Below are 26,413 nucleotides of genomic sequence, written 5' to 3' on the forward strand. Positions count from 1 at the left end.
GCCCTCGGGGTGGATGACGGCCCGCAGCTCCTCGATCGAGGGGCGGACCGTGAGGTCGACCGCTGGGCGGTCGGCGGCAGCCCGATGGGGCTCAGCTGTTGACGGCTTGGACATAGTCGGCGTACGCGTCCCTGATCGCTGAAGGGGAGAGGTCGAGGTGCTCAAGGATGGTGAAGCGGCCTGGCCGGGTATTCGGAGCGTAGTGCACCGCATCGGTGAACTCCGCCTCGGTGAAACCGATCTGATCGGCGCTCACCGGCAGCCCGTGGGCGGCCAGGCGGTCGACGATCAGGCCGGCCAGTTCGTGCTCGCCCCGCAGGAAGCTCGCAAATGCGGCCCCGAGGCCGACCTGCTCACCGTGCTGGGCGGAGCGCTTGGGATACAGCACGTCCAAGGCGTGCGAGATCTCATGACAGGCGCCCGACGAAGGCCGGGTACTGCCTGCGATGTTCATCGCGATGCCGGACAGTACCAGTGCTTCCGCGAGCGCCGTAAGGAGGTCCGGATCTTCGAGCGTTCCGGGGTGCCGCAGCAGGTTCTCGCCGGCCGAGCGGGCCATCGCGATCGCCAGTCCGTCCACCGGTTCGCCGGTCTCCCGATGCGAGAGCTCCCAGTCGGCACAGGCCGAGATGTTGGAGATCACGTCACCGACGCCGGCCGCCACGAATCGCCTCGGGGCCTTCTGGATCACGTCCAGGTCGACCACGATGCCGATCGGTCCGGGCACGCCGTAGGAACCGCGCCCCGCGTCGTTGTCGAGCGTCGACACGGGGGAGCAGATGCCGTCGTGGGCCAGGTTGGTGGCGACGGCGACCACGGGCAGCCCGACGCGCGCGGCGGCGTACTTGGCGGCGTCGATGATCTTACCGCCACCCATGCCCACCAGGACGTCGTAGTGCCCGCCGCGCATCGCCTCCGCCAGGCTCACCGCGCAGTCCAGCGTCCCGTCCGCCACGTGGTACCAGTCGGCGCCCGGCAGCAGCGGCTCCAGGCGCTCGCGCAGTGCCGCTCCGGAGCCGTTGCTGATCGCCACCGCGATCCGGCCCGAGGCCGAGAGCCGCTGGTCGGCGAGCATGCTGGCCAGCGAGTCCAGGGCGCCGTGCCGGATCTCGACGAGGAGGGGTGAGGGGATCAGCCGGGTCAGTACTGGCACGCGATCTCCCGCGCCTTCGCCAGGTCCTCGTGGTTGTCGACCTCGACCCAGGAGACGTCGCCGATCGGCTGCACGTCGATCCGCAGACCGCGGTCGGCCATCTCCTGGTAGCCGTCCTCGTAGTAGAGCTGCGGGTCGCGCTCGAAGGTGGTGCGCAGCGCGTCCGAGAGGTCGTCGGCGGCGGACGGGTTGATCACGGTGAGGCCGATGTACTCGCCGGTCGCGTCCGCCGGCTCCATCAGCTTGGTGATCCGGCGCACGCCGGTGACCGGGTCGACGATGACCTTCATCTCCTCGTCGGCCAGCTTCTTGAGCGTGTCCAGGGCCAGCAGGATGCCCGGGGCGCGGCCCTCGGCGATCATCCGGTCGTTGCCGTCCAGCATGGTGCGCTGCACCGAGGCCGGGTGCACGGTGTCGCCGTTCGCGAGCAGCAGGCCCTCGCGGAACAGGTCGCGGGCGCACCAGAGGGAGTAGGCGTTGTTCCACTCCTCGGCCTTGTCGTTCTCGACCAGGGTGAGCTTGACGCCGTAGCGCTGCTCCAGCGCGTCCTTGCGGTCGTAGACGGCCTCCTTGCGGTAGCCGACCACGATCGCGGCCTCGCGCAGGCCGACCTCGGCGAAGTTGCCGAGCGTGAGGTCCAGCACGGTCTTCTCGCCGTCCACGGGCACCAACGCCTTGGGGAGGGTGTCGGTGTACGGGCGGAGCCGGCGGCCGGCTCCGGCCGCCAGAACGAGGCCGATCATGCGGGTCTCCTGTTTCGTCGAGGTCGGCGGGTTCGCCGCTTCGCCGATCGCCGATCGCTGGTCTGCCGATCGGCGGTCAGCCGGTCTGCCGTTCCGGCTCGGCGTGTGGTCCGCCGTTCCGGGCGGACGGGCTTCGGGCCCCCGTGCCACCCGCCGTCCGCGTCCCGGTCCCGCTGCGCGGGCGGTCTCCGTGTCCTAAGCGATGGTAGGCGACGGCCGCGACCAGCCCGAACGCCACCCGTGGCGCCACCCGTTCCGGTGGCCCCGGCCGGGACTGCGTTCGTCCCGCGTTCGTCCCGCGTTCGGACGGCGCTCGGACGGCGCTCGGACGGCGCTCGGCGCGTGCCGGGCCGGCCGTCGAGCGGGGCCCGCGGGCCCGAACAGGTGCCCGACCAGCGACGACTGCCGTCAGCCCGAACCGTCGTCTGTGCCGGGAATCCCTCCGACCGGACCGGGGATACGGCAGACTGGGGCCCCGACGCCCACCGGTGCCCGGAGCAGCTCGCACCGACGGGCGTCCTGCCGTCCGCTGGACCGGGGGGGCCGTCCCGGGTGGCGTACCCGGGTGGCGGCGCCGGTCCCCGTGCCTGAAAGAGGCCGCATGCCCGAGAGCCGACCGACCAGCCCGACCCAGCGCCTGGATGCCCCGGATACCGCTACTGCTGAAGAAATCCTGCTGGAGCTGGTGGACGACGCCGGCAACACCATCGGCACCGCGGAGAAGCTCTGGGCGCACCAGCAGCCCGGGCGGCTGCACCGGGCGTTCTCGGTCTTCCTCTTCGACCAGCAGGGACGCCTGCTGCTCCAGCGCCGGGCGCTGAGCAAGTACCACTCCCCCGGCGTCTGGTCCAACACCTGCTGCGGCCACCCGTACCCCGACGAGACGCCGTTCGCGGCCGCCGCACGGCGGACGGCCGAGGAGCTGGGCGCCGCCCCCGCGCTGCTCTGCGAGGCGGGCACGGTCCGCTACGACCTCCCGGACGAGGCCTCCGGGCTGATCGAGCGCGAGTGGAACCACCTCTTCGTCGGGCTGGTCACCGCCGAGCTGAACCCGGACCCGGCGGAGGTCGACGACACCCGCTTCGTGACCGCCCAGGAGCTCAAGGAGCTGCGGGCCGAGCGGCCGGTCTCGGTCTGGTTCAGCACCGTCTTCGAGGCCGCGCTGCCGGGGATCAGGGAGATCGCGGGCCGGGACTGGTAGCTGGTTCGTGATGGCCGGCGGGGGGCGGGAGCGGGAGGGGCAGCGAGGCCCAGATGACCTTGCCGCCGTCACCGGTCCGCTCGACGTCGCATGCCCCGCCGGCCTCCAGCGCGATGCTCTTCACCAGCATCAGGCCGCGACCGCCGGTCTGCGCGTGGTCGCTCTGCACGGCCTTGGGCCGGTACGGGTGCCCGTCCTCCACCGCGACCCGGATCTGGCCGTCGCGGATCGCCACCTCGGTGGTGACCTGCGGAGAGAGCAGGGCGGCGTGCGTGACCGCGTTGGTGACCAGCTCGGAGACGATCAGCAGCAGGCCGTCGGTCACGTCCTGGTAGTCCGGGCCGCCGAGGCCCTGCTCGCGGAGCAGGTCCCGGACCGCGTGTCTGACCTGCGGCACCGAGGACTCGTGCGCGGCTGCGACGATCCGCCACCGGCCGGCCGACGCCTCTCCCGTCCCCCTCCCCGAGGTTGCCGACATTGTCGGCGCAGGCCGCGCCCCGCTGCTCTGATCCACGTCGTGCCGCCCTTCGTGCAAGGACTCGGGAGGCGTCGCCGGCACCGGCCGGCCTTTCGGGAACGGGGCGTTCCGTTCAGGGCTCCCCTTGGTCTCCCAGAGGCTAGGAGAGCCACCGGAACCACCGCGTGGGGAAGAGGAACCTTGCCCCTGGCGGATCGATTCCGACGGACTTTGGCGTTCTTCGGTCAATCTAGTCACGGAATTCTTTCGTCGGCTCGGCAGGATCGTCCAAGCCGCCCGCCACCGCCCCACCAGCACCGGCCTCCGCCGCCCGGGCCTCCCCTACCATCCCGATCACCCGGCGCGCGGCCACCCCGGTGCCGATCAGCGCCAGCCCGTCGAAGAGCAGCGAGAGCGAGAAGTACAACCCCAGCGTGTAGCGCGAGCTGCTCGGCCAGTTCCCCAGCACCAGGATCCCGATCACCAGGTCCAGCGCCCCCAGCAGCAGCGTCCACCCCAGCTGCGGCCCGCGCACCACCACCCCGCCCACCAGCCGGAACGCACCCGCGCTGAGGAACAGCAGGGCCGCGAACAGCGTCAGCCCCTCCGCCGCCGCCTCCGGGCGGACCACCATGACCGCGCCCGCCGCGATGTTCAGCGCGGCGACCGACGTCCCCAACCAGAAGAAGTTCCCGTCCCGCGCCAGCACCGCGTGCGCCAGCCCGACCGAGCCACCGATCAGCAGCAGCCAGCCGAACAGCAGCACACTCGTCAGCGTCGCGAACGCCGTGTACAGCAACCCGAACACCGCCGCCCCCACCAGCACCACCCCCAGCAGCGCCAGCACCCCGAACCCCCGCCTCAGCCGCCTCTCCGGCGCCGTAGCCGCACCGACATCGACGGCCACCCCTTCGGCCCCACCAGCCTGCTCCCGCTCCCCGCGCCGCCGCCGTCCGCCCACAGCCATGGCCGCCTCCGCTCTCACACCCCCGCTCCCCCACACCCTCACCTCCCTGCGATCGTCCGCCACCCCGACCGCCCCCGCACCTCGACCCGCGCCGCCCCGCCGACCCCACCAGCACAAACACCGGTGAAGAGCACCCCGAACGCCTGGTAATGTTCTCTCTGTCGCCAAGGGGACAGCACGAAAAACCCCGAGGCACACACCCTGTCCGGGTGGCGGAATGGCAGACGCGCTAGCTTGAGGTGCTAGTGCCCTTTATCGGGCGTGGGGGTTCAAGTCCCCCCTCGGACACGACCCATTGGCCAACATCGTTGGCCAGGGAATGCAGGTCAGGAGCAATCCTGACCTGCATTTTGCGTTGCGCGTGGTTGTACCGGCAGCGCAGGCCGAGGGCGCTGAGCTGGACGTTTCCTCCGGGCCGCAGGGAGGCCTGAGCGGGGTGGCGTGGTATTCGTTGATGAGTCCGCCGAGTAGGCGACCTCGTGGCGCAGAGCCAGGATCTCGGCATTCTTCACGGCGGAGGAACGACCCAACACCAGCCTGCGGGCCACCTTGTACAGCAGCGAGACGATCACGCGGACGTGGTGCCGGCCGACATCGGCCTACCGCTGCCACCTGCAGCGATGACTTTCCCGAGCCCGACAGGGTGTCAGCCGGAAGCCGGCTCGCGGCGGTCGCCGCGGCGGAGGCCGGAGTTCGGCGGCACCTCGGCCGGGTCCGAGCCGTAGCCGGTGATCCGGTTCTTCTCGTCGACGAAGACCACCCTGGGCCGCAGGTTCCGGGCCTCCTCCTCGCCGACGGTCGCGTACGCGATGATGATCACGAGATCGCCCGGCTGGATCAGCCTGGCCGCCGCGCCGTTGATGCTGATCATGCCGCTGTCGGCGGGGCCCTCGATGACGTAGGTACTGAGCCGGGCCCCGTTGTCGACGTCCACAATGTCGACGCGCTCGCCCGGCAGCAGGTCGGCCTGCTCCATGAGGTCCGAGGCGATCGTCAGCGACCCCACGTAGTGCAGGTCGGCCTGGGTCACCGTGGCCCGGTGGATCTTGGATTTCAGCATGGTGCGCAAGAGTGCACATTCCTCTGGTCGTGTCAGGGGTGTTCAGCGATGGGGTGCGGCTTCGGCCGCGATGGACTCCAGCTCCCAGTCCTCCCGGAAGCGTAGGTACCTCGGGCGCTCCGCGATGATCGACCGGGTCTGCGCCACGCCGCCGGACAGCTGCCAGCGGACGGTTCCGGTGATCTGCCGCGCGCAGACGTTTACGAACGCCTGGATGCCGAGCCGCAGTTCGCCGTACCAGCGGCCCTCCAGCGCCTCGCGGACCCACAACTGCTCCAGGTGCAGTTTCTCCCGGATGGTCTCGGAGCCCAGGACGGCGGTCTCCAGGTGCCGGTAGCTGCGCAGCAGCAGCCAGGCCGCGGGCATCTCGCGGATCTCCAGCACCTTCTCGCCGTGTTCCAGGTGTTCCAGGCCGCTGTAGCGGCCGATGCCGTGGGCGCCGACCCGCCGGTTGAGCACGTCGATGAGGTCGAGCAGCGCCAGCGGCCGGCCATCGACTGAAACCGGGACGCCCTCGGTGAAGCCCACCTCGACGGTGTCGGTTCCCGCGTGGTGGACGGTGCTCCACCGGTACAGGTGCTCGGGGACGGCGTGGTCCTCCGGGTCGTCCAGGATGCCCGACTCGAACTCCCGGCACCACAGGTTGGAGTCGCCGCTGACGATCCGCTGACCCATCTCGTCCAGGCCGGCCTCCTTCAGCTCCTGGATCTTCTCGCCGCGGTGGACCGGGTCGAGGTCGTAGGGGCTGCCGTAACGCCCCTCGAACCCCAGCAGCCCGAGCGCGCCGTTGAGCCGGCGCAGGGTGTTCTGCGAGCGGTTGGCGGTGTGCAGGACGGTCTCTGCGCCCAACTCCCGCGCCAGTCGCAGCGCCTCACGGGCGATCAGCGGACGGCTCAGCGAGGAGCTGACCGGGTGCGTGTCGAGGTAGACGGCCTGGGCGGCGATGGCCGGGAGCACGAACTCCTCGGCGAAGGCCTGCCGGGCGTCGATCACGTGCAGCCGGACGCCGAGGCGGTCGGCGATCCGCTGCTTGTGCTCGGTGGACTCGTCCTCGCCGAGGTCGACGCTGACCGCGTGCACATTGCGAGCGCCGGCGCTGCGCAGGCGATGGAGCAGGTACGTGCTGTCCAGCCCGCCGCTGAAGAGCGTGACCACGGGACGGTCGCCGTCCGGGCCGTCGACGTCGGCGAGGTCCCGGAAGGAGCGGACAAGGTGCTGGGGGCTCACCGGGCGGCCTCGGTCGTGGGCCGGCGCTCCAGGTACTCGGAGGTCAGCACGACGGTCGGACGATCGAACAGCTCATCGATCGGGACCTCCACGCCGAGCTCGTCCATGATGGCCGCCTGGATGCGCACCATGAGCAGGGAATGCCCGCCGAGGGCGAAGAAGTCGTCCTCGGCGGAGAATCCGTCCGGCTCCAGCCCGAGTTCACGGGCCCAGATCTGGTGTATCTGCGTGGTGATCACGGTGACTTCCTCGTGTCTGCCGCCCTGGTGAGGGCTGCGCGGTCGACTTTGCCGTTCGGGCTGAGGGGGAATGCCGGTACCGGGACGAAGCGCTGCGGAACCATCTGCGCGGGCAACACCGCGGACAGCCTCGCCCACAGCGCGCGCTCGTCCGGCTCCGCGCCCGCCCGGGGGACGATGTACGCGACCAGCCCGTCCTTCGGGCCGGTCACGACCGCAGCGTCCGTGACGCCGTCGAGCGCCCGGACAGCACTCTCCACGTCGCCCAGGTCGATCCGCATGCCGCGCACCTTGACCTGGGAGTCCGCGCGTCCGACGAAGAGAAGCTCGCCCGCCTCGATCCGGCCCAGGTCACCCGTCCGGTAGAGCAGGACGCCATCCACGACCGGGTACCGCTCCTGGTTCAGCCGGTCGGCGTTCAGGTAGCCCGCACCCAGGCCGCGGCCCGCGATGCAGATCTCGCCCGTCTCCCCGGGGGCGAGAGGCGCGAGGTCCGGGCTCAGCAGGTGGATCTCGGTGTTGTGGATGGCCGTCCCGGCCGGCACGCCCTGCGCCGCGTACCGGGGGTAGTCCCGCAGGACGTGGGCGGTGGAGACATCGCTGCACTCGGCGACACCGTACAGGTTGACGATCCGGCAGTGGTCCGCGACCGAGGTCGCCCACTGCGCCACCCGGCCGACCACCAGCGGCTCGCCGCCCACGAACACCGTTTCCAGCGAGCCCAGGGCGGCGGTGTCGCGCTCCAGCAGCAGGTACAGGGTGCTCGGCGCGCAGTGGACGGTACGGATCGAGAGCTCGCCCAGCAGCCGGTGGGCGAGCATGGCGTCGAACCGCCGGCTGGGCAGCAGGTGGAGCGTCGCACCGGTGAACAGCGGTATCAGCAGGCTGCGTTGGGTGATGTCGAAGCCGAACGAGCTGATCACCAGGTTGCTGGACCGGTAGTCCAGCGCGAACTCCTCGGCCAGCCAGCTCAGCAGGTTGAACCAGCCCTCGTGGGTGACGGCCGCCGCCTTGGGCGTCCCGGTCGAGCCGGAGGTGAAGACCACATAGCAGGGGCTCAGCGGGTCGATGGCGGTGTCCGGATCGGCCGACGGACGGCCGGCCGAACGGGCCGCGATCTCCTCTGTGTCGAGGACGTCGACGCCGTCCTGCTCCACCAGCCCACGGGTCCTCGGCGAGGCGACCACCAACTTCAGCATCGGCAGCTGGGCGACGCTCCCATGCAGCCGCGCGGCCGGGTAGGTCGGGTCCAGCGGCACGTACGCCGCACCGGACTTGAGGATGCCGAGGATCGACACCAGCAGTTCGGGCGACCGGTCCAGGCACACGCCGACCAGCGCGCCCGCGCCCACCCCCTCGGAGGCGAGCAGGTGGGCGAAGCGATTGGCCGCGGCGTTCAGCTCCCCGTACGTGAGCGAGGTCCGTCCGCAGGTGAGGGCGGGCGCCGCCGGGTTCCGTCCGGCCTGCTCCTCAAACACGCGGTGGACGAACGGCCGGGCCGCCCGGGGGGTCCGCAGTCCGCACAGTTGCACCGGATCACTTCCCCGCTCGGGCCAGGGAGGCCGGACGCAGGTCGGTCCAGTGCGCCTCGATGTGGTCCAGGCACTCCTGCCGGGAGCCCGGCCCGAGCGTCACCGTCCACCCCTCGGGTACGGCGGCGAAGGCCGGCCAGAGCGAGTGCTGGCCCTCGTGGTTGACGAGTACCAGGAACTCCCCGTCCGGGTTGTCGAATGGATTCATGCCGAGGTCCCCTTGCTGAGTCGGCCTGCCAGGATGCGCGCGACCGCCGCCAGCGGCTGCGGATCGGCCATCCCGAGGTGCGTGCTTTCGATGTCGTGGATCTCGATGTCCCCGCCGATGAACGGCCGCCAGGCAGCCGCCGGTCCCGGCGCCTGGGGGCCGCGCGGCTCCAGGGCCGCGCGCAGGAACAGCAGGTCGCCGTCGAAGACGGTGGGCGTGTGACGCTCCATCAGCTCGACGTGGTGGACGGCGGAGTCCGCCACGGCGGCGATCTGCTGCGGCCCGAGCGAGGCCAGTACCGGGTTCTCCCGACCCACCAGCTCCGCGAGCGCCTCGGGCTCCTCGGGGCGGACCGGCAGCTCGGCCAGCGCGGCGTCGATGTCCGAGCCGTCGCCGAGCAGGGCCTCCAGCACCTCCGCCCAGGTGTGCAGGGGAGGCCCGCCCGCGCTGGGCGCGGGGACCGGGAAGGAGTCCATCAACGCGAGCAGCGCCACCTCCTCGCCGAGCTCCCGCAGCCGGGCGGCGAGCGCCTGTGCGACGAGGCCGCCGAACGACCAGCCCAGCAGGTGGTAGGGGCCGGACGGCTGGACGGTGCGGATCTGGGCCAGGTAGTCCTCGGCCAGCTCCGCCACGCTCGCCGCCCGGTGGCCCGGGTCGAGGAGAGCGGCGGACTGCAGCCCGTACACCGGCCGCTCCGGGCCGACCCTGCCGGTCAGGCCCGCGAAGCCCCAGCTCAGGCCCAGCACCGGGTGGACGCAGAACAGCGGTGGCTGCTGTCCCCTGGCGCGCAGCGGCAGCAGCACGCCCAGCGACCGCTCCCGGGCGTCCTCGCCGGTGCCCTCGGACAGGCCGGCCACCGTGGGGTGGCCGTAGAGGTCCCGGACGCTCAGCTCCGTGCCGAGCTCCTCGCGCAGCCGCCCGATCAGGCGGGCCGCGAGCAGGGAGTGCCCACCCAGCTCGAAGAAGCTCTCGTCGATGCCGACCTGATCCAGGCCCAGCAGTTCGGCGAACACCCGGCAGGCGGCTTCCTCGCGCGGGTCGCGCGGGCCGCGCAGCGGCGGCCTGCCGGTGTGCTCGGGGGCCGGGAGCGCCTTCCGGTTCAGCTTCCCGTTCGGCAGCAACGGCAACGCGTCCATCACCACGAAGGCGCTCGGCACCATGTACTCGGGCAGCGCCGAGGCCACGCGTGTGCGCAGCTCGGCGATGTCGAGCTCGCCGGCGGCCGGCACGACGTACGCGACCAGCCGCCGGTCGCCGGGCCGGTCCTCGCGTACCGTGACGACGGCCTGGCCCACCTGAGGGTCCCGGCCGACGACGGCCGCGACCTCGGCCGGCTCGATCCGGAAGCCCCGGATCTTGACCTGGTCGTCCGCCCGCCCGAGGAAGACCAGGTTGCCGTCCGTCCGCCACCGCACCACGTCCCCGGTGCGGTACATCCTCTCGCCAGCAGCGCCGTACGGGTCGGCGACGAACCGCTCGGCCGTCAGGGCGGGCCGGTTCAGGTACCCGCGGGCGACCCCGTTGCCGGCCAGGTACAGCTCGCCCGCGACGCCCGGCGGCACCGGCCGCAGCCGGTCGTCCAGCACGTACGCCCGGGTGTTGGTCATGGGCCCGCCGATCGGGGTGACGACATCGGCGGTCCCCTCGGCGTCGCGGCGCGCGTCGTCGTACCACGCGGTGGCGTAGACCGTGCACTCGGTGGGGCCGTAGATGTTGGCGATCCTGGCCTTCGGCATGGCCTCGCGCAGAGCGCGGACCAACTCCGCCGACACCGCCTCGCCGCACAGGGCCACCTCGTCGACCTCGAACCGGGCGCCGCCGTGCGCCAGCACGGCCGCGAAGACCGAGGGGACGCCGCTGATCAGCGTGCCCGACCAGCCGCCCTGCTCTGCCACCTCCAGCAGGTTCTCGACCACCTCGATGCAGCCGCCCAGGCAGAGCGGCACCAGCCACTCGAAGACCGACACGTCGAAGCCGAGCGAGGTCGAGAAGAGGGTGCGGGCCAGCCGCTCGGGGCCGTATTCGCGGGCCGCCCAGGCCACGAAGTCGACCACATTGCCCTGGGTGACCACGACACCCTTGGGGCGTCCGGTCGAGCCGGAGGTGTGGATCACGTACGCGGGGTGGGCCGGCGCGAGGGCGGGACGGACCGGATCGGCCGTCGCCGGGCGCTCGTCGTGGGACAGGTCCACCCGCAGGGTGCCCGACGGCAGGGCGAGTTCGGCTCCGGCGGTGGTGATGGCGCAGGCCGGGGTGACGTCCGCGAGGACGGCGGCGACGCGATCGGCCGGGTAGTTGAGGTCCAGCGACTGGTAGGCGGCACCCGACTTGAGCACCGCGAGCGCGGCCACGATCAGCTCGGGCGACCTGGGCAGCGCCAGCGCGACGAAGTCCTCGGGGCCCACGCCCAGGCCGGTCAGCCGGTGCGCGAGCCGGTTCGCCTCCTCGTTCAGCTCGGCGTAGCTCAGCTCAACGCCCTTGTGGCGCAGTGCGATCGCGCCGGGTGTCCGGGCCGCCTGGGCCTCGAAGAGGTCCGCGACGCCGACCGACGGAACCTCGGCGGCGGTGGCGTTGAACTCGTGCAGCAGCAGGTGCCGCTCGGCCTCGGTCAGCAGCTCGATGTCGGCGACCGGGACCTGCGGATCGGCCAGCACGCGCTCCGCCAGGGTGAGCAGACGCCGTACCAGCGACTCAGCCGTGGACCGGTCGAACACGTCGGTTGCGTAGTCCAGGCCTCCGGTCAGGCCCGCCGGGCGTCCGTGCGCGTCGAACCGCTCCGAGAGCCCGAGGGCGAGATCGAACGTGACGGAGGTGAGGGCGGGGTGCTCCACCGCGGCCCGCAGCCCGCCGAAGTCGGGCCGGCCGGCCGCGTCGGCGAAGTTCAGGGCGAGCATGACCTGGAACAGCGGGTGCCGAGCGGCGGAACGGCCCGGGTTCACCGTCTCGACCACGCGGTCGAACGGCACCTCAGCGTGGGCGAACGCCGCCAGATCGCTCTCCCGTACGCGCGCCAGCAGGTCCGCGAAGGAGGGCCGGCCCGCAAGGTCCGTGCGCAGCACCAGCGTGTTGACGAAGAACCCGACGGCGTCGTCCAGGGCCTCGTCGCCCCGGCCGGCCACGTTGGTGCCCAGCGGGATGTCCTCTCCGGACCCGAGCCGGTGCAGCAGCGCCACCACCAGCGCGTGCAGGACCATGAACACCGTCACGTCATGGGTCCGCGCCAACTCGACGATCCGCGCGTGCACATCGGCACTCAACGCGAAGTCGACCGACTCGCCCCGGTGCGAGGGGACCATCGGCCGGGGACGGTCCCGGAGCAGCTCGACCTCCTCCGGGAGATCCAGCAACGCCTCGGCCCAGTAGGAGAGTTGCTCCTCCTCGACCAGGTTCAGCAGCTCCTGCTGCCACAGCGTGTAGTCCGCGTACTGCACCGGCAGCGGCCGCCACTGGGGCGCCGAGCCCGCCAGCCGCGCCCGGTAGGCGGTCGCCAGATCCCGTACCAGCGGGCCCGATGACCAGCCGTCAGTGGCGATGTGGTGCACGTTCAACAGCAGTCGGTACTCGCCGTCGGCGGTGAACAGCGTCGCCTTCAGCGGCAGGTCGACGGAGAGGTCGAACGGCACGTTGACGGCCCGGGAGATCTCGGCGTCCAGCTCGTCCACAGTGCACTCGCGCCGCACCAGCGCCGCCTCCACGGCCGGCCGCACCTGCTGGTACGGCTCGCCCTTGTCCTGGCGCAGGACCGTCCGCAGCACCTCGTGCCGCTCCAGCAGGTCGGCCAGCGCGCCGGACAGCGCACCGACGTCCAGCGGACCGTCGGGGCGCAGCAGCAACGGGACGTTGTACGTGCTGTTCGGGCCCTCCAGCTCCGCGAGGAACCACAGCCGGCGCTGCTGGTAGGAGAGCGGTACGCGCTCCGGTCGGGCCAGCGGTACCAGTGGCGACCGCACCGCGCCCGCCCGGGCGTCCGCGACCCGGGCCGCCAGCCCGGCGGGGGTCGGCGCCTCGAACACGTCCCGGATCCCAAGTTCCGCGCCCAGCTCGGCGCGGATCCGGGCCACCAGCCGGGTCGCGAGCAGGGAGTGGCCGCCGACGTCGAAGAAACCGTCGTCGATCCCCACCCGCTCCAGGCCGAGCAGGTCCGCGAAAAGCCGGCAGAGCAGCTCCTCGCCGGCCTCGCGCGGGGCACGGAAGCGGGTGCGCGCCAGGTAGTCGGGGGCGGGCAGAGCCCTGCGGTCCAGCTTGCCGTTGGGCATCAGCGGGAGGGTGTCCACGGCCACGAAGGCGGCCGGGACCAGGTAGTCGGGCAGCACGGCCGCGACCCGCTCGCGCAGCTGCTCGACGTCCAGTCCGGCGGCCGGGTCGCGCGGGACGACGTAGGCCACCAGGGCCTTCCCACCCGGCCCGTCCTCGCGCACGGTGACGGCCGCCCGGCTCACCTCGAAGTCGCGGCCCACCACGGCGGCGACCTCGGCCGGCTCGACCCGGAAGCCGCGGATCTTGACCTGGTCGTCCGAGCGGTTGAGGAAGACGAGGTTGCCGTCGGCCCGCCGGCGGACCACGTCGCCGGTGCGGTACATCCGCTCGCCGGGGGCGCCGAACAGGTCGGCGACGAAACGCTCGGCGGTCAGGCCGGGCTTGTTGGCGTAGCCGCGCGACACACCCGCGCCGGCGAGGTACAGCTCGCCCGGGACACCCGGCGGGACCAGGCGCAGCCGGTCGTCCAGCACGTATGCCCGGGTGTTGGACATCAGCCGGCCAATCGGGGCGATCCCCTCGGAGTTACCGTCGTCGTACCAGGCGGTGGCGTAGACGGTGCACTCGGTGGGGCCGTAGATGTTGGCGATCCTGGCGTCCGGCATGGCGGCGCGCAGGGCGCGGATGAGCTCCGCCGACGCGGCCTCGCCGCAGAGCATGACCTCGGTGGCGTCCAGGCTCACCCCCTCGTGGGCGAGGACGGCCGCGAAGACCGAGGGCACGCCGCTGATCAGGGTGCCGGCCCAGCCGCCGCGCTCGGCCACCTCCAGCAGGTTGCGGACGATCTCGATCGAGCCGCCGAGGGTCAGCGGCACCATCCACTCGAACACCGAGACGTCGAAGCTCAGCGAGGTGGAGAGCAGCGTACGGGCCGTCCGCTCCAGGCCGTAGTCGCGCGCAGCCCAGGTGAGGAAGTCGACGGCTCCGGAGTGCGTCACCACCACGCCCTTGGGGCGTCCGGTCGAGCCGGAGGTGTGGATGACGTACGCGGGGTGCCCGCCCAGCAGCGGACGGGCCCGGTCTGCGTCCCCGGGGTCCGTGGCCGGGGGGCCGTCGAGGGGCAGCCGGTCGATGAGGACTCGCGGGGTTCCGGGCGGCAGCGAAGCCCCGGCCTCGGAGGCGGTGATGACGCACGAGGGGGCGACGTCGGCGAGGACGTCGGCGATCCGCTCGGCCGGGTAGGCCAGGTCGAGCGACTGGTACGCCGCACCGGACTTGAGCACCGCGAGGGCGGCCACGATCAGCTCGGGCGACCTCGGCAGCGCCAGGGCCACGAAGTCCTCGGAGCCCACGCCCAGGCCGATCAGGTGATGCGCGAGGCGGTTGGCCCGCTCGTGCAACTGTGCATACGTCAGCTCAACGCCCTCGTGCCGCACGGCGACCGCGTGCGGGGTGCGGGCGGCCTGGGCCTGGAAGAGCTCCGGCAGGGTCACCGGGGGCACGTCGGCGGCGGTCGCGTTGAACTCGTGCAGCAGCAGGTGCCGCTCGTCCTCGGTGAGCAGGTCGATGTCGGCGACCGGGAGCCCTGGGTCGGCGAGCACGCTCTCCAACAGCCGGACCAGACGGTGCGCCAGCGCCGTTGCCGTGGCGCGGTCGAAGACGTCGGTGGCGTACTCGATCCGGCCGGCCAGTCCGTCGAGCCTCTCGGCGAGTCCGATGCCGAGGTCGTACTTGACCGCGGCGAGCCCGCCCTCGGGCTCCACGGAGACCTGCAGGGCGTCCGGGCTGTCGGTGGCGCCAGGCAGGCCGTCGTGGGTGTCGAACCAGACGGCGACCTGGAAGAGCGGATGGCGCGCCGCGGACCGGCTCGGGTTGACCGCCTCGACCACGCGGTCGAACGGCACGTCGGCGTTGGCGAACGCGCCCAGATCGGTCTCCCGCACCCGGGCCAGCAACTCGGCGAAGGTGGGCCGGCCCGACAGGTCCGTGCGCAGCACCAGGGTGTTGACGAAGAACCCGACGGCCTCGTCCAGGGCCTCGTCCCCACGCCCGGCCACGTTGGCGCCCAGCGGGATGTCCTCCCCCGCCCCGAGCCGGTGCAGCAGGGCCGCCACCAGCGCGTGCACCACCATGAACGCCGTCACGTCGTGCGCCCGCGCCAGCTCGACGACGCGCCCGTACGCGCCCGCGCCCAGTGCGAAGTCGACCCACTCGCCCCGGTGCGAGGCCAACGCCGGACGGGTGCGATCCCAGGGGAGCTCCAGCTCCTCCGGAAGGTCCGTCAGCGTCTGCTTCCAGTAGGAGAGTTGATCGTCCTCGACCAGCTCCAGCAGCTCCCTCTGCCACAACGTGTAGTCCGCGTACTGCACCGGCAGCGGCCGCCAGTCGGGCGCCGAACCCGCCACCCGTGCCCGGTAGGCGGTCGCCAGGTCACGCGCCAGCGGGCCCACCGATGAGCCGTCAACAACGCTGTGGTGCATGTTCAGCAGCAGGAGCCGCTCGTCCCCGACGGTGAACAGGGTGGCCTTCAGAGGAAGTTCGAAACCGAACTCGAAGTCCTCGTTGGCGGCGGCGGCGATCTCCCCGTCCAGCTCCTCCTTCCGGCACTCCCGCCGAGTCAGCCCCGCGCGCCCGGCCGGGAGCACCAGTTGGTACGGCTCGCCCTCGTGCAGCCGGAAGACGGTCCGCAGCGCCTCGTGCCGCTCCAGCACGTCGGTGAGCGCGCCCGACAGGCAGTCCATGTCGAACGGCCCGTCCAGCCGCAGCAGTACCGGCACGTTGTACGTGCTGTTCGGGCCCTCCAGCTCCGCCAGGAACCACAGCCGCCGCTGCTGGTACGACAGCGGTACACGCTCCGGACGGGCCGTCGGCAGCAGCGCCGGACGCACCGCCCGGGCGCGTGCCTCCTCCACCCGGGCGGCCAGCCGGGCCGGGGTCGACGCCTCGAACACGTCGCGGATGCCGAGCTCCGCGCCCAGCTCGGCGCGGATCCGGCCGATCAGCTGGACGACGAGCAGGGAGTAGCCGCCGGCCTCGAAGAAGCTCTCGTCGACCCCCACCGCCTCGACGTCGAGCAGGTCGGCGAAGAGTTCGCGGAGCCGCTGCGCGAGCTCGCCGTCGTAGCCGACCGCGGGCGACTCGGCAGCCGGCTCACCGGCCCGGTCGAGGTACTCCAGCTCGCCGCGCGCGTTCCAACGGACGAGGTCGCCGGTCGCGCGGAGCCGGGCGCCGGGCTCACCGTACGGGTCGTCGGCCGTGCCGCCGATGTCCGGCACGTACAGCCGACCCGCCATGCCCGGCGGTACGAGCCGCATCCGCCCGTCCAGCACGCGGTCCGGCCGCTCCATCACCGACTGCCGCTCCTGAGCGGTGAGCAGATCGACGGCTCCGACGGCGAGGTCCGGGTCGGCGACCAGCGCGTCGAGCAGCCGGCGGTAGCGGTCGGCCAGCAGCTCGACCGTGGCGCGGTCGAACAGGGCGGTGGCGTACTCGATCCGGATCGCGGGCGCGTCGTCATCGGTGAGGACGGTCAGGCCCAGGTCGAACTTGGCGGTGCCGGTCCACAACTCCTGCAGCGCCGCCGAGCAGAGCGGCCCGCCGTCGGCGTCGGCGCCGGACAGACCGCGGTCCTCGGCGGAGAAGACCAGCTGGAAGAGCGGGTTGCGGCTCAGGTCGCGGGTCGGCTGGACGCGCTCGACCAGCAGGTCCAGGGGCACGTCCTGGTGCGAGAACGCGGCCAGGGCGGCGGAGCGTACGCGGCGCAGCAGCTCGCGGAAGGGCGCGTCGCCGGACAGGTCGGTGTGCAGGGGCAGGGTGTTGACGAAGAGCCCGATCACGTCCATGACCTCGGGTCGGGTGCGGCCCGCGACCGGGATGCCGACGGTCACCGCCTCGTCGCCGGTGGCGCGGTGCAGCAGGGCGGCGTAAGCCGCGTACAGGACCATGAACGGGCTGCACCGCTCGGCCCGGGCCAGTTCGCGGACCCGCCGGTTGAGGTCGGCGGGGAAGGGCACGGTCAGCACGGCGCCCCGGTGGTCGAGGTGAGCCGGACGCGGCCGGTCTCCCGCCAGCTCGGTGGGCCGGCCGGCTCCGGCCAGGCGCTGCTCCCAGTGGGCGAGGGAGCGGTCCAGGCCGCCGTCCGCGAGCCGCTCGCGCACGGAGCGGGCGTACGCGCCGTACTGAACGGCGACCGGCGACAGCCGGTCGCCCCGGTAGTGCGCGTCGATCTCGCGGTGCAGCAGTCCGCGCGACCAGCCGTCGAAAACGATGTGGTGGGCCGAGAAGACCACCGCGTGCCGCTCGGCCGCCAGCCGAACCGCGTGGACGCGCAGCAGCTCGCCGCGCTCCAGGTCGAACGGGTGCTCTGCCGCAGATTCCTGAATGACAGTCAGCTGAGCGACACGCTCGTCGTCGGGCAGCCGCGAGAGGTCGCTCTCGCGCCACTGGGGCAGCAGGGTGTCGTCCACCAGCTGCCGGGGCGTGTCGTCCACCAGGGTGAAGCGCGAGCGCAGCACACCGTGCCGGAACGCGGTCGCCTCGACAGCGGCGCGCAGGGCCCGGATGTCCAGCAGTCCGGCGACGTGCAGCGTCCACGGGATGCTGTACAGGGTCCGGCCGGGCATCAGGCGGTCGAGGAACCAGACGCCGTGCTGCGAGGGGGAGAGCGGGTCGCTCGCCGCCGCGTCTGCGCCTCGCGGCGTCTGCTCGTTGCCTGCCATGGACGGACCTCCCCTTCGTCTGAGCCGCAAGTCTCCGCGCGGCTTTATCGTCCGTGTTTCGCCGGGCTATCTGGTGGTGCGGACTTCTGAGAGTGCGAAGTCAGGCGAGCAGCTCGGCGAGCCGCCGGCGGTCGATCTTGCCGTTGTCGTTGAGCGGCAGCGCCTCCATATGGCGGATCCTGAGGGGGACCATGTAGAGGGGGAGCCGTGCCCGCAGCCAGTGACTGAACTCGGCGGATGGCATCGCGCTGCCGGAGTACGCGGCCAGCAGTCTGGTGACGCCGTTGACGGGTGCCGCGACCACGGCGGCCTCGACCACGCCAGGCCGCTCGCGCAACGCGGCCTCGACCTCGCCGATCTCGACCCGGTGGCCGAGGATCTTGACCTGGTTGTCGAGCCGGCCGCGGTGCACCAGCAGCCCGTTCTCGTGCCGGACGCGGTCGCCGGTGCGGTACCAGTGCCGGTCGGTGAGCCCGCCGCCGTCGTACAGGACAGCCGGTCCAACGCCGGGTTCGAAGGCCAGGAACCGTCCTTCGTCGTCCGCCGGGTCGAGGTAGCCGTCGAAGCGCTGCGGGCCCCGGACGCACAGTTCGCCGTCGTCCGCCGGCAGGCCGTCCTCGTCCAGCAGGATCGCCTCCAGGTGGGGGTACACCCGTCCGATCGGCACCGTTCCGTTGGAACTCGCGGCCCACTGCGAGCGGTCGGCGGGCAGGAGGTAGTCGCTGCAGTTGACCGTGGTCTCGGTCGGCCCGTAGAGGTTGTGGATCTCGGAGTTGGGGGCCACCTGCCGCCAGAGGTCGACGTGCTGGACCGTGACGGGCTCGGCACCGAAGATGCTGTGGCGCAGCGCGGTGGCGCGGCCCAGCGGCAGCGTCCCCATCAGCTGGGCCATGGTGACCACGGAGGGCACCGAGTTCCAGTGGGTGATCCCGCGGTCGACGATGAAGTCCACGAGCCGTTGAAGCTCGGCCGGGCTCGGGACCACCAGGGTGGCCCCGGCTCCCCAGGCCAGGAACATGTTGAACACCGAGACGTCGAAGGTGAGTCCGTAGACCTGGGAGACCCGGCTGCCCGGGCCGGTCCCGAAGCGGGCGGTGTTGTACGCCAGCATGGGGTCGACGTTGCGGTGGCGGACGGGGACGCCCTTGGGGCGGCCGGTGCTGCCGGAGGTGAAAATGAGGTACGCCATCCGGTCCGTGTCGGTCGGCACCGGCGGCAGCACGCCCGGCCCGGGGGGCTCCGACGGCAGGCCGAACGGCGGCACGGTGACCAGGACCATGGGGCCGTCCGGCAGCGCGGCGCCGCAGCCCTCCTCCACCAGGACGGCTCTCACCCCGGCGCGCCGGACGGTCTCGGCGTTGCGCACGGCCGGGTAGTCGGGACCGAGCGGGACCGCCGTCGCGCCCAGGCGCTGGATCGCCAGGTAGCCCGCGTACGCCGCGAGCGAGCGCGAGGCCAGCAGGCCGATGCGGTCCGGTACTCCGCCGCACTCGGCCGCGATCCGGGCCGCCAGGGCCAGGGCGGTGCGGTGGAGTTCGTCGTAGCAGACGACGAGTCCGTCCACCTCCAGCGCGGGCTCGTCGGCGTGGCGCAGGGCGGCGCTCTCGAACCAACGGAACAGGGTCCGGCCGGTCAAGTTCTCTCCCGGCTGGGTCAGTTGGTGAGCAGGTGGGCTTGGTCCAAGACCGTGTTGGCGCGGTACAGCTCCGCCAGCTCCAGCCTGCGACCCGCGAGTTGCGACAGCTCGTCCTGGAGCATGGCCAGCAGCAGCGAGTTGCCGCCGGACTCGAAGAAGCTGGTCTCCAGCGGCACGTCGGCGGTGCCCAGCACGTCCTGCCAGGCCTGGCGCACTCGGGTGAGAAGGTTGTCGGTCGGTTCCGGCACGTAAGTCACTCCAGGTGGTCGGCGGTCCATTGCAGCAGGTCGCGGGCGGAGTCCACCAGGTACATGTGGCCTCCCGGGAGCTCCGCGGTGCGGAAGGTTCCCGTGGTCACCGCGGACCACTGCTCGAGCTGCGCGCGGCCGACCAGGTGGTCGTCCGCGCCCCGCAGCGCGGTGACGGGGAGCGCGAGCGGGCGGCCGGCGGGGTCGGGGCGATAGGTCTGGTGCATCGCCACGTCGGCGCGCAGCGCCGGCAGCAGCATCGCCCGCAGCTCGGGGTTGTCGAAAGCCGGGTGACGGTAGCCGGCGATCTCCTCGATCCCCGCCGCGAAGGTGTCGTCGTCCAGGTCCGGCACCCACTGCCCACGCTGTTCCGGCACCAGCGGCGCGCCGCTGACGAACAGGTGACGCAGCCGGGAGAAGCCCCGTGCCTGAAGCTCCCTGGCCGTCTCGTGGGCGAGCATCGCGCCGAAGCTGTGCCCGAACAGCGCGACCGGGTCGTCCCCCGTCGCCAGCCGCTGCGTCTCGTCCGCCAGGTGTGCCGCGGCCTTGCCGACCTCCGTGAACGGCTCGTCGGCGAAGCGCTCCTCACGCCCCGGCAGCTGGGGCGCGAGGACGCGCACCCCCTCGACCCCGAGCCGGTTCCAGGTCCGGTAGAAGCTCGCACCGCCTCCCGCGAAGGGCAGGCACACCAATGAGAAGGACATCTGTCAGCACCTCGTTCCTGTCGCCCAACCGTCGCCGAGCGCCGTTTCGCACGTGTTTCGCGCGGCCGGTGGCGGCGCCGCCGGCAAGAAACCCTGCGGATATAGGGCGCGCCCAGACTCCGCTGTGCCGTAGCACCACGCTGCGCGGACAGGAGAGCACCGCGTGACCGCCAAGTACCGCCTGATGGTTCCCGGGCCGACCCCGATGTCGCCGGAGGTGACCGCCGCCGCCGTGCGCCCCCTCGTGGACGAGCGCACTCCGGAGTACTCCGCCGTCTTCACCCGCATCCTGGACAACCTGCGGCAGGTGCTGCTCACCGAGAACACGGTGCTGCTCTTCACCTCCAGCATGACCGGCGCCTTCGAGGGCGCGGTGCAGAACCTGCTGTCGCCGGGCGACCACGTGCTGGTGGCGACCAACGGCGTGTACGGCGAGCGCTGGGTGGAGCTCTGCCGCGCGTTCGGCCTGCGGGTCACCGAGGTCAGCGCGCCGTGGGGCCAGGCCGTCGACATGGCCGAGGTCGGCCGGGCGCTGGCCGAGCACAGCGACATCACGGCCGCCATCGCGGTGCACTGCGAGACGTCCACCGGCGTGGTCAACGACATCCGCGCCTTCGCGCGGGTGGCCGCCGGCGTGCTGACCATCGTGGACTCCGCGTCCGGCCTCGGCGCCTGCGAGCTGCGTACGGACGAGTGGGGCTTGGACGTCGTGGTGGCCGGTGGCCAGAAGGCGCTGATGACCCCGCCCGGCGTCGCCTTCGCCAGCGTCAGCGGACGCGCCTGGCAGTACCACGAGAAGGCCACCCTGCCGCGCTTCTACTTCGACTGGACGCAGACCCGCGAGGCGCACGAGCGCGACGTCGCGCACACCCCGTGGACACCGGCGATCACCCTGCTGAACCAGCTGGACGCGGCGCTGGTGCAGCTGCTCGACGAGGGGCTGGAGCGGGTGCTGCGCCGCCACGTCCGGCTGGGCCGGATGACCAGGGCCGGGGTCCGCGCCATGGGCCTGGAGATCTTCGGCAGCAACGACGACCGGGCGGCCTCCGTCACGGCCGTCCGCGTCCCCGCGGAGTTGGACGGCGAGGCGCTGATCCGACGGATCTTCACCGAGCACGGGGTGCAGCTGGTCGGCGGGCCGGGCCTGCTTGCCGGACAGGTGCTGAGGATCGGTCACTGCGGCTACGTCGACGCGTTCGACGTGCTGAGCGCGCTCGCGGCCCTAGAGCTCTCGCTTGCGGCGACCGGGTATCCGGTCGCGGTCGGCGAAGGGGTGGCCGCAGCGCTGCGCAGCTTCCACGAGGGGCAAGCGTGATCCGCCCGCTGCCCGAGCTGTTCGCCCGTCAGGCCGCCCGCACCCCGGATGCGGTCGCCGCCGTCGGCGACACCGGTGAGCTGACGTACCGCGACCTCTCCGAGGCCGCCGACGACCTGGCGGGCCGCCTGGCCGGGCTCGGGGTCCGTCCCGGCGACCGGGTGGGCGTGTCCGTCGGTCACTCGGTGGAGCTGCTCGTCGCACTGCTCGGCATCCTCACGGCGGGCGCGGTGTACGTACCGCTGGACGCCGACTACCCGGCGCAGCGGTTGGAGTACATCGCCGCCGACTCGGGCCTGCGGCTGGTGGTCGGCGACGATGTTCCGGTACAAGGCACCGGGCCCCGGGGCGGGCTGCCGGCCCTCGATCCGGAGCAGCCGGCCTGCCTCATCTACACCTCGGGCTCGACCGGACGGCCCAAGGGCTGCCTGATCCCGCAGCGCGCCCTGACCAACCTCGCCTTCGCCGCCGGGCAGGAGTTCGGGCTGGCGCCCGGCGACCGGTTCCTGGCGCTGGCCTCGGCCGGCTTCTCGGCCTCGCTGGAGGAGCTGTTCCCGCCGCTGCTGCACGGCGCGACGGTCGTCCTGCCGTCCAACCGGTCGGCGCTCTCCTCGGTGGACGAGCTGCTGGAGACGGTCGCACGGCTCGGCGTCACCGCCCTGATCGTGCAGACCGCGCTGTGGCACGTGCTGGTCCAGGAGCTCACCGACTCCGGGCGGCGGCTGCCCGGGTGCGTCCGGCTGGTCGGGATGAGCGGCGAGCGCTGCCGGCCGGAGCTGCTGGCGCAGTGGCTGCGCCTCGGCGTGTCACTGGTGCACATCTACGGCCCGACCGAGTACACCGCGACGGTCACGTACTACACCGTGCCCGCGACCGGGGCCGACAGCCTGCCGATCGGGCGGGCCATCGCGCGCACCCGGGTGCACATCCTGGGCCCCGACCTGCGGTCGGTCCCGCCCGGCGGGACAGGCGAACTCTACGTCGGCGGTGCCTCGCTAGCCCTGGGCTACCTCGGCCGCTCCGGACTGACCGCCGGCCGGTTCGTCGCCGACCCGTTCGACGGCCCGCCCGGCTCACGCCTCTACCGCACCGGCGACCGGGTACGCCAACTCCCCGACGGTAACCTGGAGTTCCTCGGCCGGATCGACGATCAGCTGAAGATCCGCGGCTACCGCTTCGAACCCGGCGAGATCGAGACGGCGCTGGAGCGCCACCCGTCGGTGCGCCAGGCCGTGGTGACCATCCACGAGAGCCCCACCGGCCACCGCCGACTGGTCGCCTACGTCGTCCCGGGGCACGATCCCGCCGGCGACACCGAGCTGCGCGCCTTCCTCACCGAGGAACTGCCCGCCCATCTGGTGCCCGCCGCCTTCGTCCGCATCCCCGCCGTCCCGCTCACCGCCCACCGCAAGATCGACCGCGCCGCGCTGCCCGAGCCCCCCGCGGAGCGACCCGACCTCGCGACGGCGTACGTCGCGCCCGACGGCCCGTCGCAGACGTACCTGTGCGAGCTGTGGGGAGAACTGCTCGGCCTGGACCGGATCGGCGTGCTCGACGGATTCCTCGAACTCGGCGGCGACTCGCTGCTCGCTCAGCAGGTGCTCGGGCGGATCCGCCGAGACCTGGGCATCAGCCCCCGGGCCCGGGACGTGCTCGCCGCGGCCACCGTACGGACGCTGGCCGCCGTCCTGGACGGGGCCGACGAGGCCGCTCCCCCGCCGGCGACCGAGGACCCGGCCGCCGTACTCCGCGAGCGCAGCGGGCTGCCGGTGCTCGGCCCGCTCGCCGAGAGCCAGCGCGGGGTGTGGTTCCACAGCCTGCTCGCACCGCGCAGCGTGCTGTACCACACACCCTGGCAGGTCCGGCTGTCCGGAGAGCTCGATCTCCCGGCCCTCCGCCGGGCCTTCAAGGCCCTCGTCACCCGGCACCAGGCCCTGCGGACGGCCTTCGCCAACGTCTACGGCGAGCCGGCGCAGATCGCGGGCGCGCCCGCCGAACTGCGCGTCGAGGACCTGCGGGCGCACCCGGACCCCGGCCGCGCGGCGGCGCTCGCGGTGGAGCCGCTGGACACGACCGCCGGGCCGCTGCTGCGGCTGACCCTGCTACGCACCGCGGACACCGAGCACCTGCTGGTCTGCTCGGCGCACCACCTGGTCTTCGACGGACGCTCCCATCAGGTGCTGCTGCGCGAACTGGGCGAGCTGTACGGCGGCGCGCAGCCAAAGGGGCAACCCCGCTTCGGGCCGGTCGACTTCGCGGTTCGGCAACGGCAGTTCCTGGAGAGCTCCGAGGGGATCGAGCAACTCGACTGGTGGGCCTCGCAGTTGGACGGCGCTTCCCCGGCAGCGCTGCCGGGTGCGAAGGATCCGCACGGGCGCCCGGACGAGAGGGGCGCCTGCCTCTCCTTCGACCTGCCCGACCCCGAGCAGGTGCGCCGGCTCGCCCTCGCCGAGGCGGTGACACCGTTCACGGTGCTCGCCGCCGCCCTCTTCGCCCTGCTGCACCTGGAGAGCGGGCAGCGCGACCTCACCGTCGGCACACCCGTCTTGGGCCGCTCACTGCCGCAGACCCACGACCTGATCGGCATGTTCGTCAACACCGTCGTGCTGCGCACCGAGTGCTCGGGAAAACTGACCTTCCGTCAACTGATCAAGGAAATGGGCGTGGTGACGGTGGACGCGTTCGCCCGTCAGGACGTGCCGCTGGACCGGATCGTCGAGCGGGCCCGGACCCGGACGGCCCGGCGGGTCGGCGACAACCCCTTCTTCAACGTCCTGTTCAACCTCGAACGCGACGCAGCCCTGGGCGCCCGGTGGCCGGGCCTCACCCTCGGCCCGGCCACCGACATCGCGACCGGGACCGCCAAGACCGATCTCACGCTGGTCGTCACCGAGACGGCCCAGGGCCTCACCGGGCGGTTCGACTACCGCTCGGCCCGCCTCGACGCGGCGAGTGTCGCGCGCTTCGCCGAGGGCTACCGCACCCTGCTCGACGCCGGGTTGGAGCACCCCGGCACCACCCTGACCGACCTGTGGAGGAGATGACCGTGGACCAGGCCGAACACCAACTGCTGCGCCACACCTGGTTCCCCGTGGCGCGGATCGAGGACGTCGCCGATCGTCCGGTCTCCGCGAACATCCTCGGCACTCGGCTCGTGGTCTACCGGATCGGCGACAGCATCACCGTCGCCCAGGCCGATTGCCCGCACCGCGGCGTCGACCTGGCCATGGGTGCGGTGCGCGAGGACGGCCTCGAATGTCCTTACCACGGCTGGATCTTCGAGGCGGGCACCGGCCGGTGCACCCTGGTGCCGTCGCTGCCGCCGGGCTCCTCGCCGGTGCGCACCACGCTGCGCACCTACCGGGTGGCCCAGGCGTACGGGCATGTGTGGAGCTGCCTGGAGGAGCCCTACCTGCCCATTGCGGGCCTGGCGGACGTGGGCCGCACCAGCTGGCACCTGGCCTACGGCAAGCCCGTCGACCTGAACTGCGGCATGCGGCAACTGACCGAGAACTTCCGGGACATGGGCCACTTCCCGTTCGTCCACCAGGGCAGCATGGGCCCGGACGTGCGCCGGGTGGTGGACCCGTACCAGGTCCACCGGGACGGCTGGGAGCTGGAGTGGGAGCTCTCCACCGACCTGGGTGGGACGGCGCTGGAGGGCAACCAGGCGCTCGGCACCAGGCAGACACTGACGTACCACCTCTCGCTGCCGATGTTCGCCTGGATCCGCACCGTCTTCCCCGACGGCGGCCGCCGGCTGGTCGCCCAGTTCGCCACCCCGATCACCGCGGACGGGCTGCGGGTGCGCCAGTTCTGGGTGGTCGGCATCGACGACATCGTGATCGAGCAGCACGGGGTGTCGCTCGAGGAGATGTGGAAGTACGAGCGGGTCATCTTCGAGGAGGACTACCCGATCGTGGAGAACCAGTACCCGAAGGAGGCCCCGCTCGATGTCCGCAGCCAGGCCCACGCCCCCTCGGACCGGTACTCCGTCGCCTACCGCCGCGCGTACACCGAGCTGCTGGAGACCTTCGCCAAGGAGAGCCGGTGACGCGCTCCCGGTTCACCGGCCAGGTCGCCCTTGTCACCGGCGCCGCGACCGGCATCGGCGCCGCCACCGCCCGCGCGCTGGCGGCCGAGGGCGCGGCCGTGCTGGTCAACCACTGGCGCACCCCTGAGGCGGCCCGCGCGGTCGTGGACGAGATCACGGCGGGCGGCGGCCGGGCGCTGGCCATCGAGGCGAACGTCGCGGACGCGGACGCCGTCACCGCGATGGTGCGCAGTGCCGAGGAGTCCTTCGGCCCGGTCTCCATCCTGGTCAACAACGCGGGCATCATCTCCCGCGCCGAGCTGACGGAGCTCACCGAGGACGAGTGGGACCGGGTGCTGAACGTCAATCTCAAGGGCGTGTACCTGTGCTGCCGGGCCGTCGCCCCGGGCATGATCGCCCGTGGGGCCGGCCGGATCGTCAACATCTCCTCCGACCTGGCGCTCACCGGCGAGGCCCGGCTGATCCACTACTGCGCGGCCAAGGGCGGCGTCATCTCGCTCACCCGGGCGCTTGCCCGGGAGCTGATCCCGCACGGCGTCAACGTCAACGCGATCGCCCCGGGCATGACCGAGACCCCGATGCTGACCGCCAACCCGATCACCTACAACCCGGAGCGCGAGCGCTCCATCCCGGCGGGGCGCTGGGGCACACCGCAGGACATCGCCGCCAGCGTCTGCTTCCTGGCCTCGGCCGAGGCGGACTACTACGTCGGGGCGCTGCTCAGCCCCAACGGCGGCATCGTGATGTGAGAGGA

At 72.3% G+C, this 26,413-nt stretch carries 18 protein-coding genes and 1 tRNA gene; 6 read left to right on the forward strand and 13 right to left on the reverse strand.

Translation table 11 applies throughout. The annotated features are described in order from the left end of the window. Nucleotides 1-91: 91 nt before the first annotated feature. Both P3T37_RS27820 and P3T37_RS27825 read right to left on the reverse strand, forming a co-directional pair. The gene (locus tag P3T37_RS27820; RefSeq protein ID WP_280726648.1) at nt 92-1,153 is read right to left on the reverse strand and encodes an iron-containing alcohol dehydrogenase family protein; all 1,062 of its coding nucleotides are present in this window, start codon (nt 1,151-1,153) and stop codon (nt 92-94) included. Beyond that, nucleotides 1,141-1,896 (reverse strand): phosphocholine cytidylyltransferase family protein, encoded by a 756-nt coding sequence (locus tag P3T37_RS27825; protein ID WP_280726649.1) that lies wholly within the window; start codon nt 1,894-1,896, stop codon nt 1,141-1,143. The genes P3T37_RS27820 and P3T37_RS27825 overlap by 13 nt, the downstream gene beginning before the upstream one ends. A gap of 601 nt (nt 1,897-2,497) precedes the next feature. Here P3T37_RS27825 and idi point away from each other — a divergent pair. Next, a complete protein-coding gene (idi, locus tag P3T37_RS27830; RefSeq protein WP_280726650.1) occupies nt 2,498-3,097 on the forward strand; it encodes an isopentenyl-diphosphate Delta-isomerase in 600 nt (199 codons plus the stop codon). Here idi and P3T37_RS27835 read toward each other — a convergent pair. Both P3T37_RS27835 and P3T37_RS27840 read right to left on the reverse strand, forming a co-directional pair. Beyond that, nucleotides 3,069-3,575, reverse strand: a complete 507-nt coding sequence (locus P3T37_RS27835; RefSeq protein ID WP_280726651.1) for an ATP-binding protein — start codon at nt 3,573-3,575, stop codon at nt 3,069-3,071. The genes idi and P3T37_RS27835 overlap by 29 nt on opposite strands. Nucleotides 3,576-3,804: 229 nt before the next feature. Then, nucleotides 3,805-4,521: a DUF308 domain-containing protein gene (locus P3T37_RS27840; protein WP_280726652.1), complete on the reverse strand. Its 717-nt coding sequence runs from the start codon at nt 4,519-4,521 to the stop codon at nt 3,805-3,807. A 203-nt stretch (nt 4,522-4,724) separates the two neighbouring features. Here P3T37_RS27840 and P3T37_RS27845 point away from each other — a divergent pair. Next, a tRNA-Leu gene (locus P3T37_RS27845) sits at nt 4,725-4,809 on the forward strand. A 358-nt stretch (nt 4,810-5,167) separates the two neighbouring features. On the opposite strand, the gene panD is transcribed toward P3T37_RS27845, so the two are convergent. The 9 genes from panD to P3T37_RS27890 form a co-directional block, all read right to left on the reverse strand. Beyond that, nucleotides 5,168-5,581: an aspartate 1-decarboxylase gene (gene panD, locus P3T37_RS27850; RefSeq protein ID WP_280726653.1), complete on the reverse strand. Its 414-nt coding sequence runs from the start codon at nt 5,579-5,581 to the stop codon at nt 5,168-5,170. A 42-nt stretch (nt 5,582-5,623) separates the two neighbouring features. Continuing rightward, a complete protein-coding gene (locus tag P3T37_RS27855; RefSeq protein WP_280726654.1) occupies nt 5,624-6,808 on the reverse strand; it encodes an argininosuccinate synthase-related protein in 1,185 nt (394 codons plus the stop codon). Next, nucleotides 6,805-7,047, reverse strand: coding sequence for an acyl carrier protein (locus tag P3T37_RS27860; protein WP_280726655.1), 243 nt, complete (start codon nt 7,045-7,047; stop codon nt 6,805-6,807). The genes P3T37_RS27855 and P3T37_RS27860 overlap by 4 nt, the downstream gene beginning before the upstream one ends. Continuing rightward, nucleotides 7,044-8,525 carry an amino acid adenylation domain-containing protein gene (locus tag P3T37_RS27865; RefSeq protein WP_280726656.1) on the reverse strand — a complete coding sequence of 494 codons (1,482 nt, stop codon included), beginning with the start codon at nt 8,523-8,525 and terminating at the stop codon, nt 7,044-7,046. The genes P3T37_RS27860 and P3T37_RS27865 overlap by 4 nt, the downstream gene beginning before the upstream one ends. A 58-nt stretch (nt 8,526-8,583) precedes the next feature. Continuing rightward, nucleotides 8,584-8,787, reverse strand: a complete 204-nt coding sequence (locus P3T37_RS27870) for an MbtH family protein (protein WP_280726657.1) — start codon at nt 8,785-8,787, stop codon at nt 8,584-8,586. Continuing rightward, nucleotides 8,784-17,702, reverse strand: a complete 8,919-nt coding sequence (locus P3T37_RS27875) for a non-ribosomal peptide synthetase (RefSeq protein ID WP_280726658.1) — start codon at nt 17,700-17,702, stop codon at nt 8,784-8,786. The genes P3T37_RS27870 and P3T37_RS27875 overlap by 4 nt, the downstream gene beginning before the upstream one ends. 100 nt (nt 17,703-17,802) lie before the next feature. Next, nucleotides 17,803-19,338, reverse strand: coding sequence for an AMP-binding protein (locus P3T37_RS27880; protein WP_280726659.1), 1,536 nt, complete (start codon nt 19,336-19,338; stop codon nt 17,803-17,805). 17 nt (nt 19,339-19,355) lie between these two features. Continuing rightward, nucleotides 19,356-19,586, reverse strand: coding sequence for an acyl carrier protein (locus P3T37_RS27885; RefSeq protein ID WP_280726660.1), 231 nt, complete (start codon nt 19,584-19,586; stop codon nt 19,356-19,358). A gap of 5 nt (nt 19,587-19,591) precedes the next feature. After that, a complete protein-coding gene (locus P3T37_RS27890; RefSeq protein ID WP_280726661.1) occupies nt 19,592-20,290 on the reverse strand; it encodes an alpha/beta fold hydrolase in 699 nt (232 codons plus the stop codon). Between the two features lie 163 nt (nt 20,291-20,453). On the opposite strand from P3T37_RS27890, the gene P3T37_RS27895 reads away from it, so the two are divergent. Genes P3T37_RS27895 through P3T37_RS27910 form a run of 4 tightly spaced genes read left to right on the forward strand, consistent with a single transcriptional unit; the run spans nt 20,454 to nt 26,408 of the window. Then, complete coding sequence (locus P3T37_RS27895; protein WP_280726662.1) at nt 20,454-21,605, forward strand: alanine--glyoxylate aminotransferase family protein; 1,152 nt, start codon at nt 20,454-20,456, stop codon at nt 21,603-21,605. Beyond that, a complete protein-coding gene (locus P3T37_RS27900; protein ID WP_280726663.1) occupies nt 21,602-24,649 on the forward strand; it encodes an amino acid adenylation domain-containing protein in 3,048 nt (1,015 codons plus the stop codon). The genes P3T37_RS27895 and P3T37_RS27900 overlap by 4 nt, the downstream gene beginning before the upstream one ends. A gap of 2 nt (nt 24,650-24,651) precedes the next feature. Beyond that, complete coding sequence (locus P3T37_RS27905; RefSeq protein WP_280726664.1) at nt 24,652-25,659, forward strand: aromatic ring-hydroxylating dioxygenase subunit alpha; 1,008 nt, start codon at nt 24,652-24,654, stop codon at nt 25,657-25,659. Beyond that, nucleotides 25,656-26,408 (forward strand): glucose 1-dehydrogenase, encoded by a 753-nt coding sequence (locus tag P3T37_RS27910; RefSeq protein WP_280726665.1) that lies wholly within the window; start codon nt 25,656-25,658, stop codon nt 26,406-26,408. Before P3T37_RS27905 ends, P3T37_RS27910 begins: the two co-directional genes overlap by 4 nt. The last annotated feature ends 5 nt before the right edge of the window (nt 26,409-26,413 follow it).

The sequence above is a fragment of the Kitasatospora sp. MAA4 genome (assembly GCF_029893355.1).
GTDB lineage: Bacteria > Actinomycetota > Actinomycetes > Streptomycetales > Streptomycetaceae > Kitasatospora.

What these genes read in the sequence shown, in the direction of transcription:
- P3T37_RS27825 (WP_280726649.1), bottom strand. Translation starts at nt 1,896, where the DNA reads ATGATCGGCCTCGTTCTGGCGGCCGGAGCCGGCCGCCGGCTCCGCCCG.
- idi (WP_280726650.1), top strand. Translation starts at nt 2,498, where the DNA reads ATGCCCGAGAGCCGACCGACCAGCCCGACCCAGCGCCTGGATGCCCCG.
- P3T37_RS27835 (WP_280726651.1), bottom strand. Translation starts at nt 3,575, where the DNA reads ATGTCGGCAACCTCGGGGAGGGGGACGGGAGAGGCGTCGGCCGGCCGG.
- P3T37_RS27840 (WP_280726652.1), bottom strand. Translation starts at nt 4,521, where the DNA reads ATGGCTGTGGGCGGACGGCGGCGGCGCGGGGAGCGGGAGCAGGCTGGT.
- panD (WP_280726653.1), bottom strand. Translation starts at nt 5,581, where the DNA reads ATGCTGAAATCCAAGATCCACCGGGCCACGGTGACCCAGGCCGACCTG.
- P3T37_RS27870 (WP_280726657.1), bottom strand. Translation starts at nt 8,787, where the DNA reads ATGAATCCATTCGACAACCCGGACGGGGAGTTCCTGGTACTCGTCAAC.
- P3T37_RS27875 (WP_280726658.1), bottom strand. Translation starts at nt 17,702, where the DNA reads ATGGCAGGCAACGAGCAGACGCCGCGAGGCGCAGACGCGGCGGCGAGC.
- P3T37_RS27890 (WP_280726661.1), bottom strand. Translation starts at nt 20,290, where the DNA reads ATGTCCTTCTCATTGGTGTGCCTGCCCTTCGCGGGAGGCGGTGCGAGC.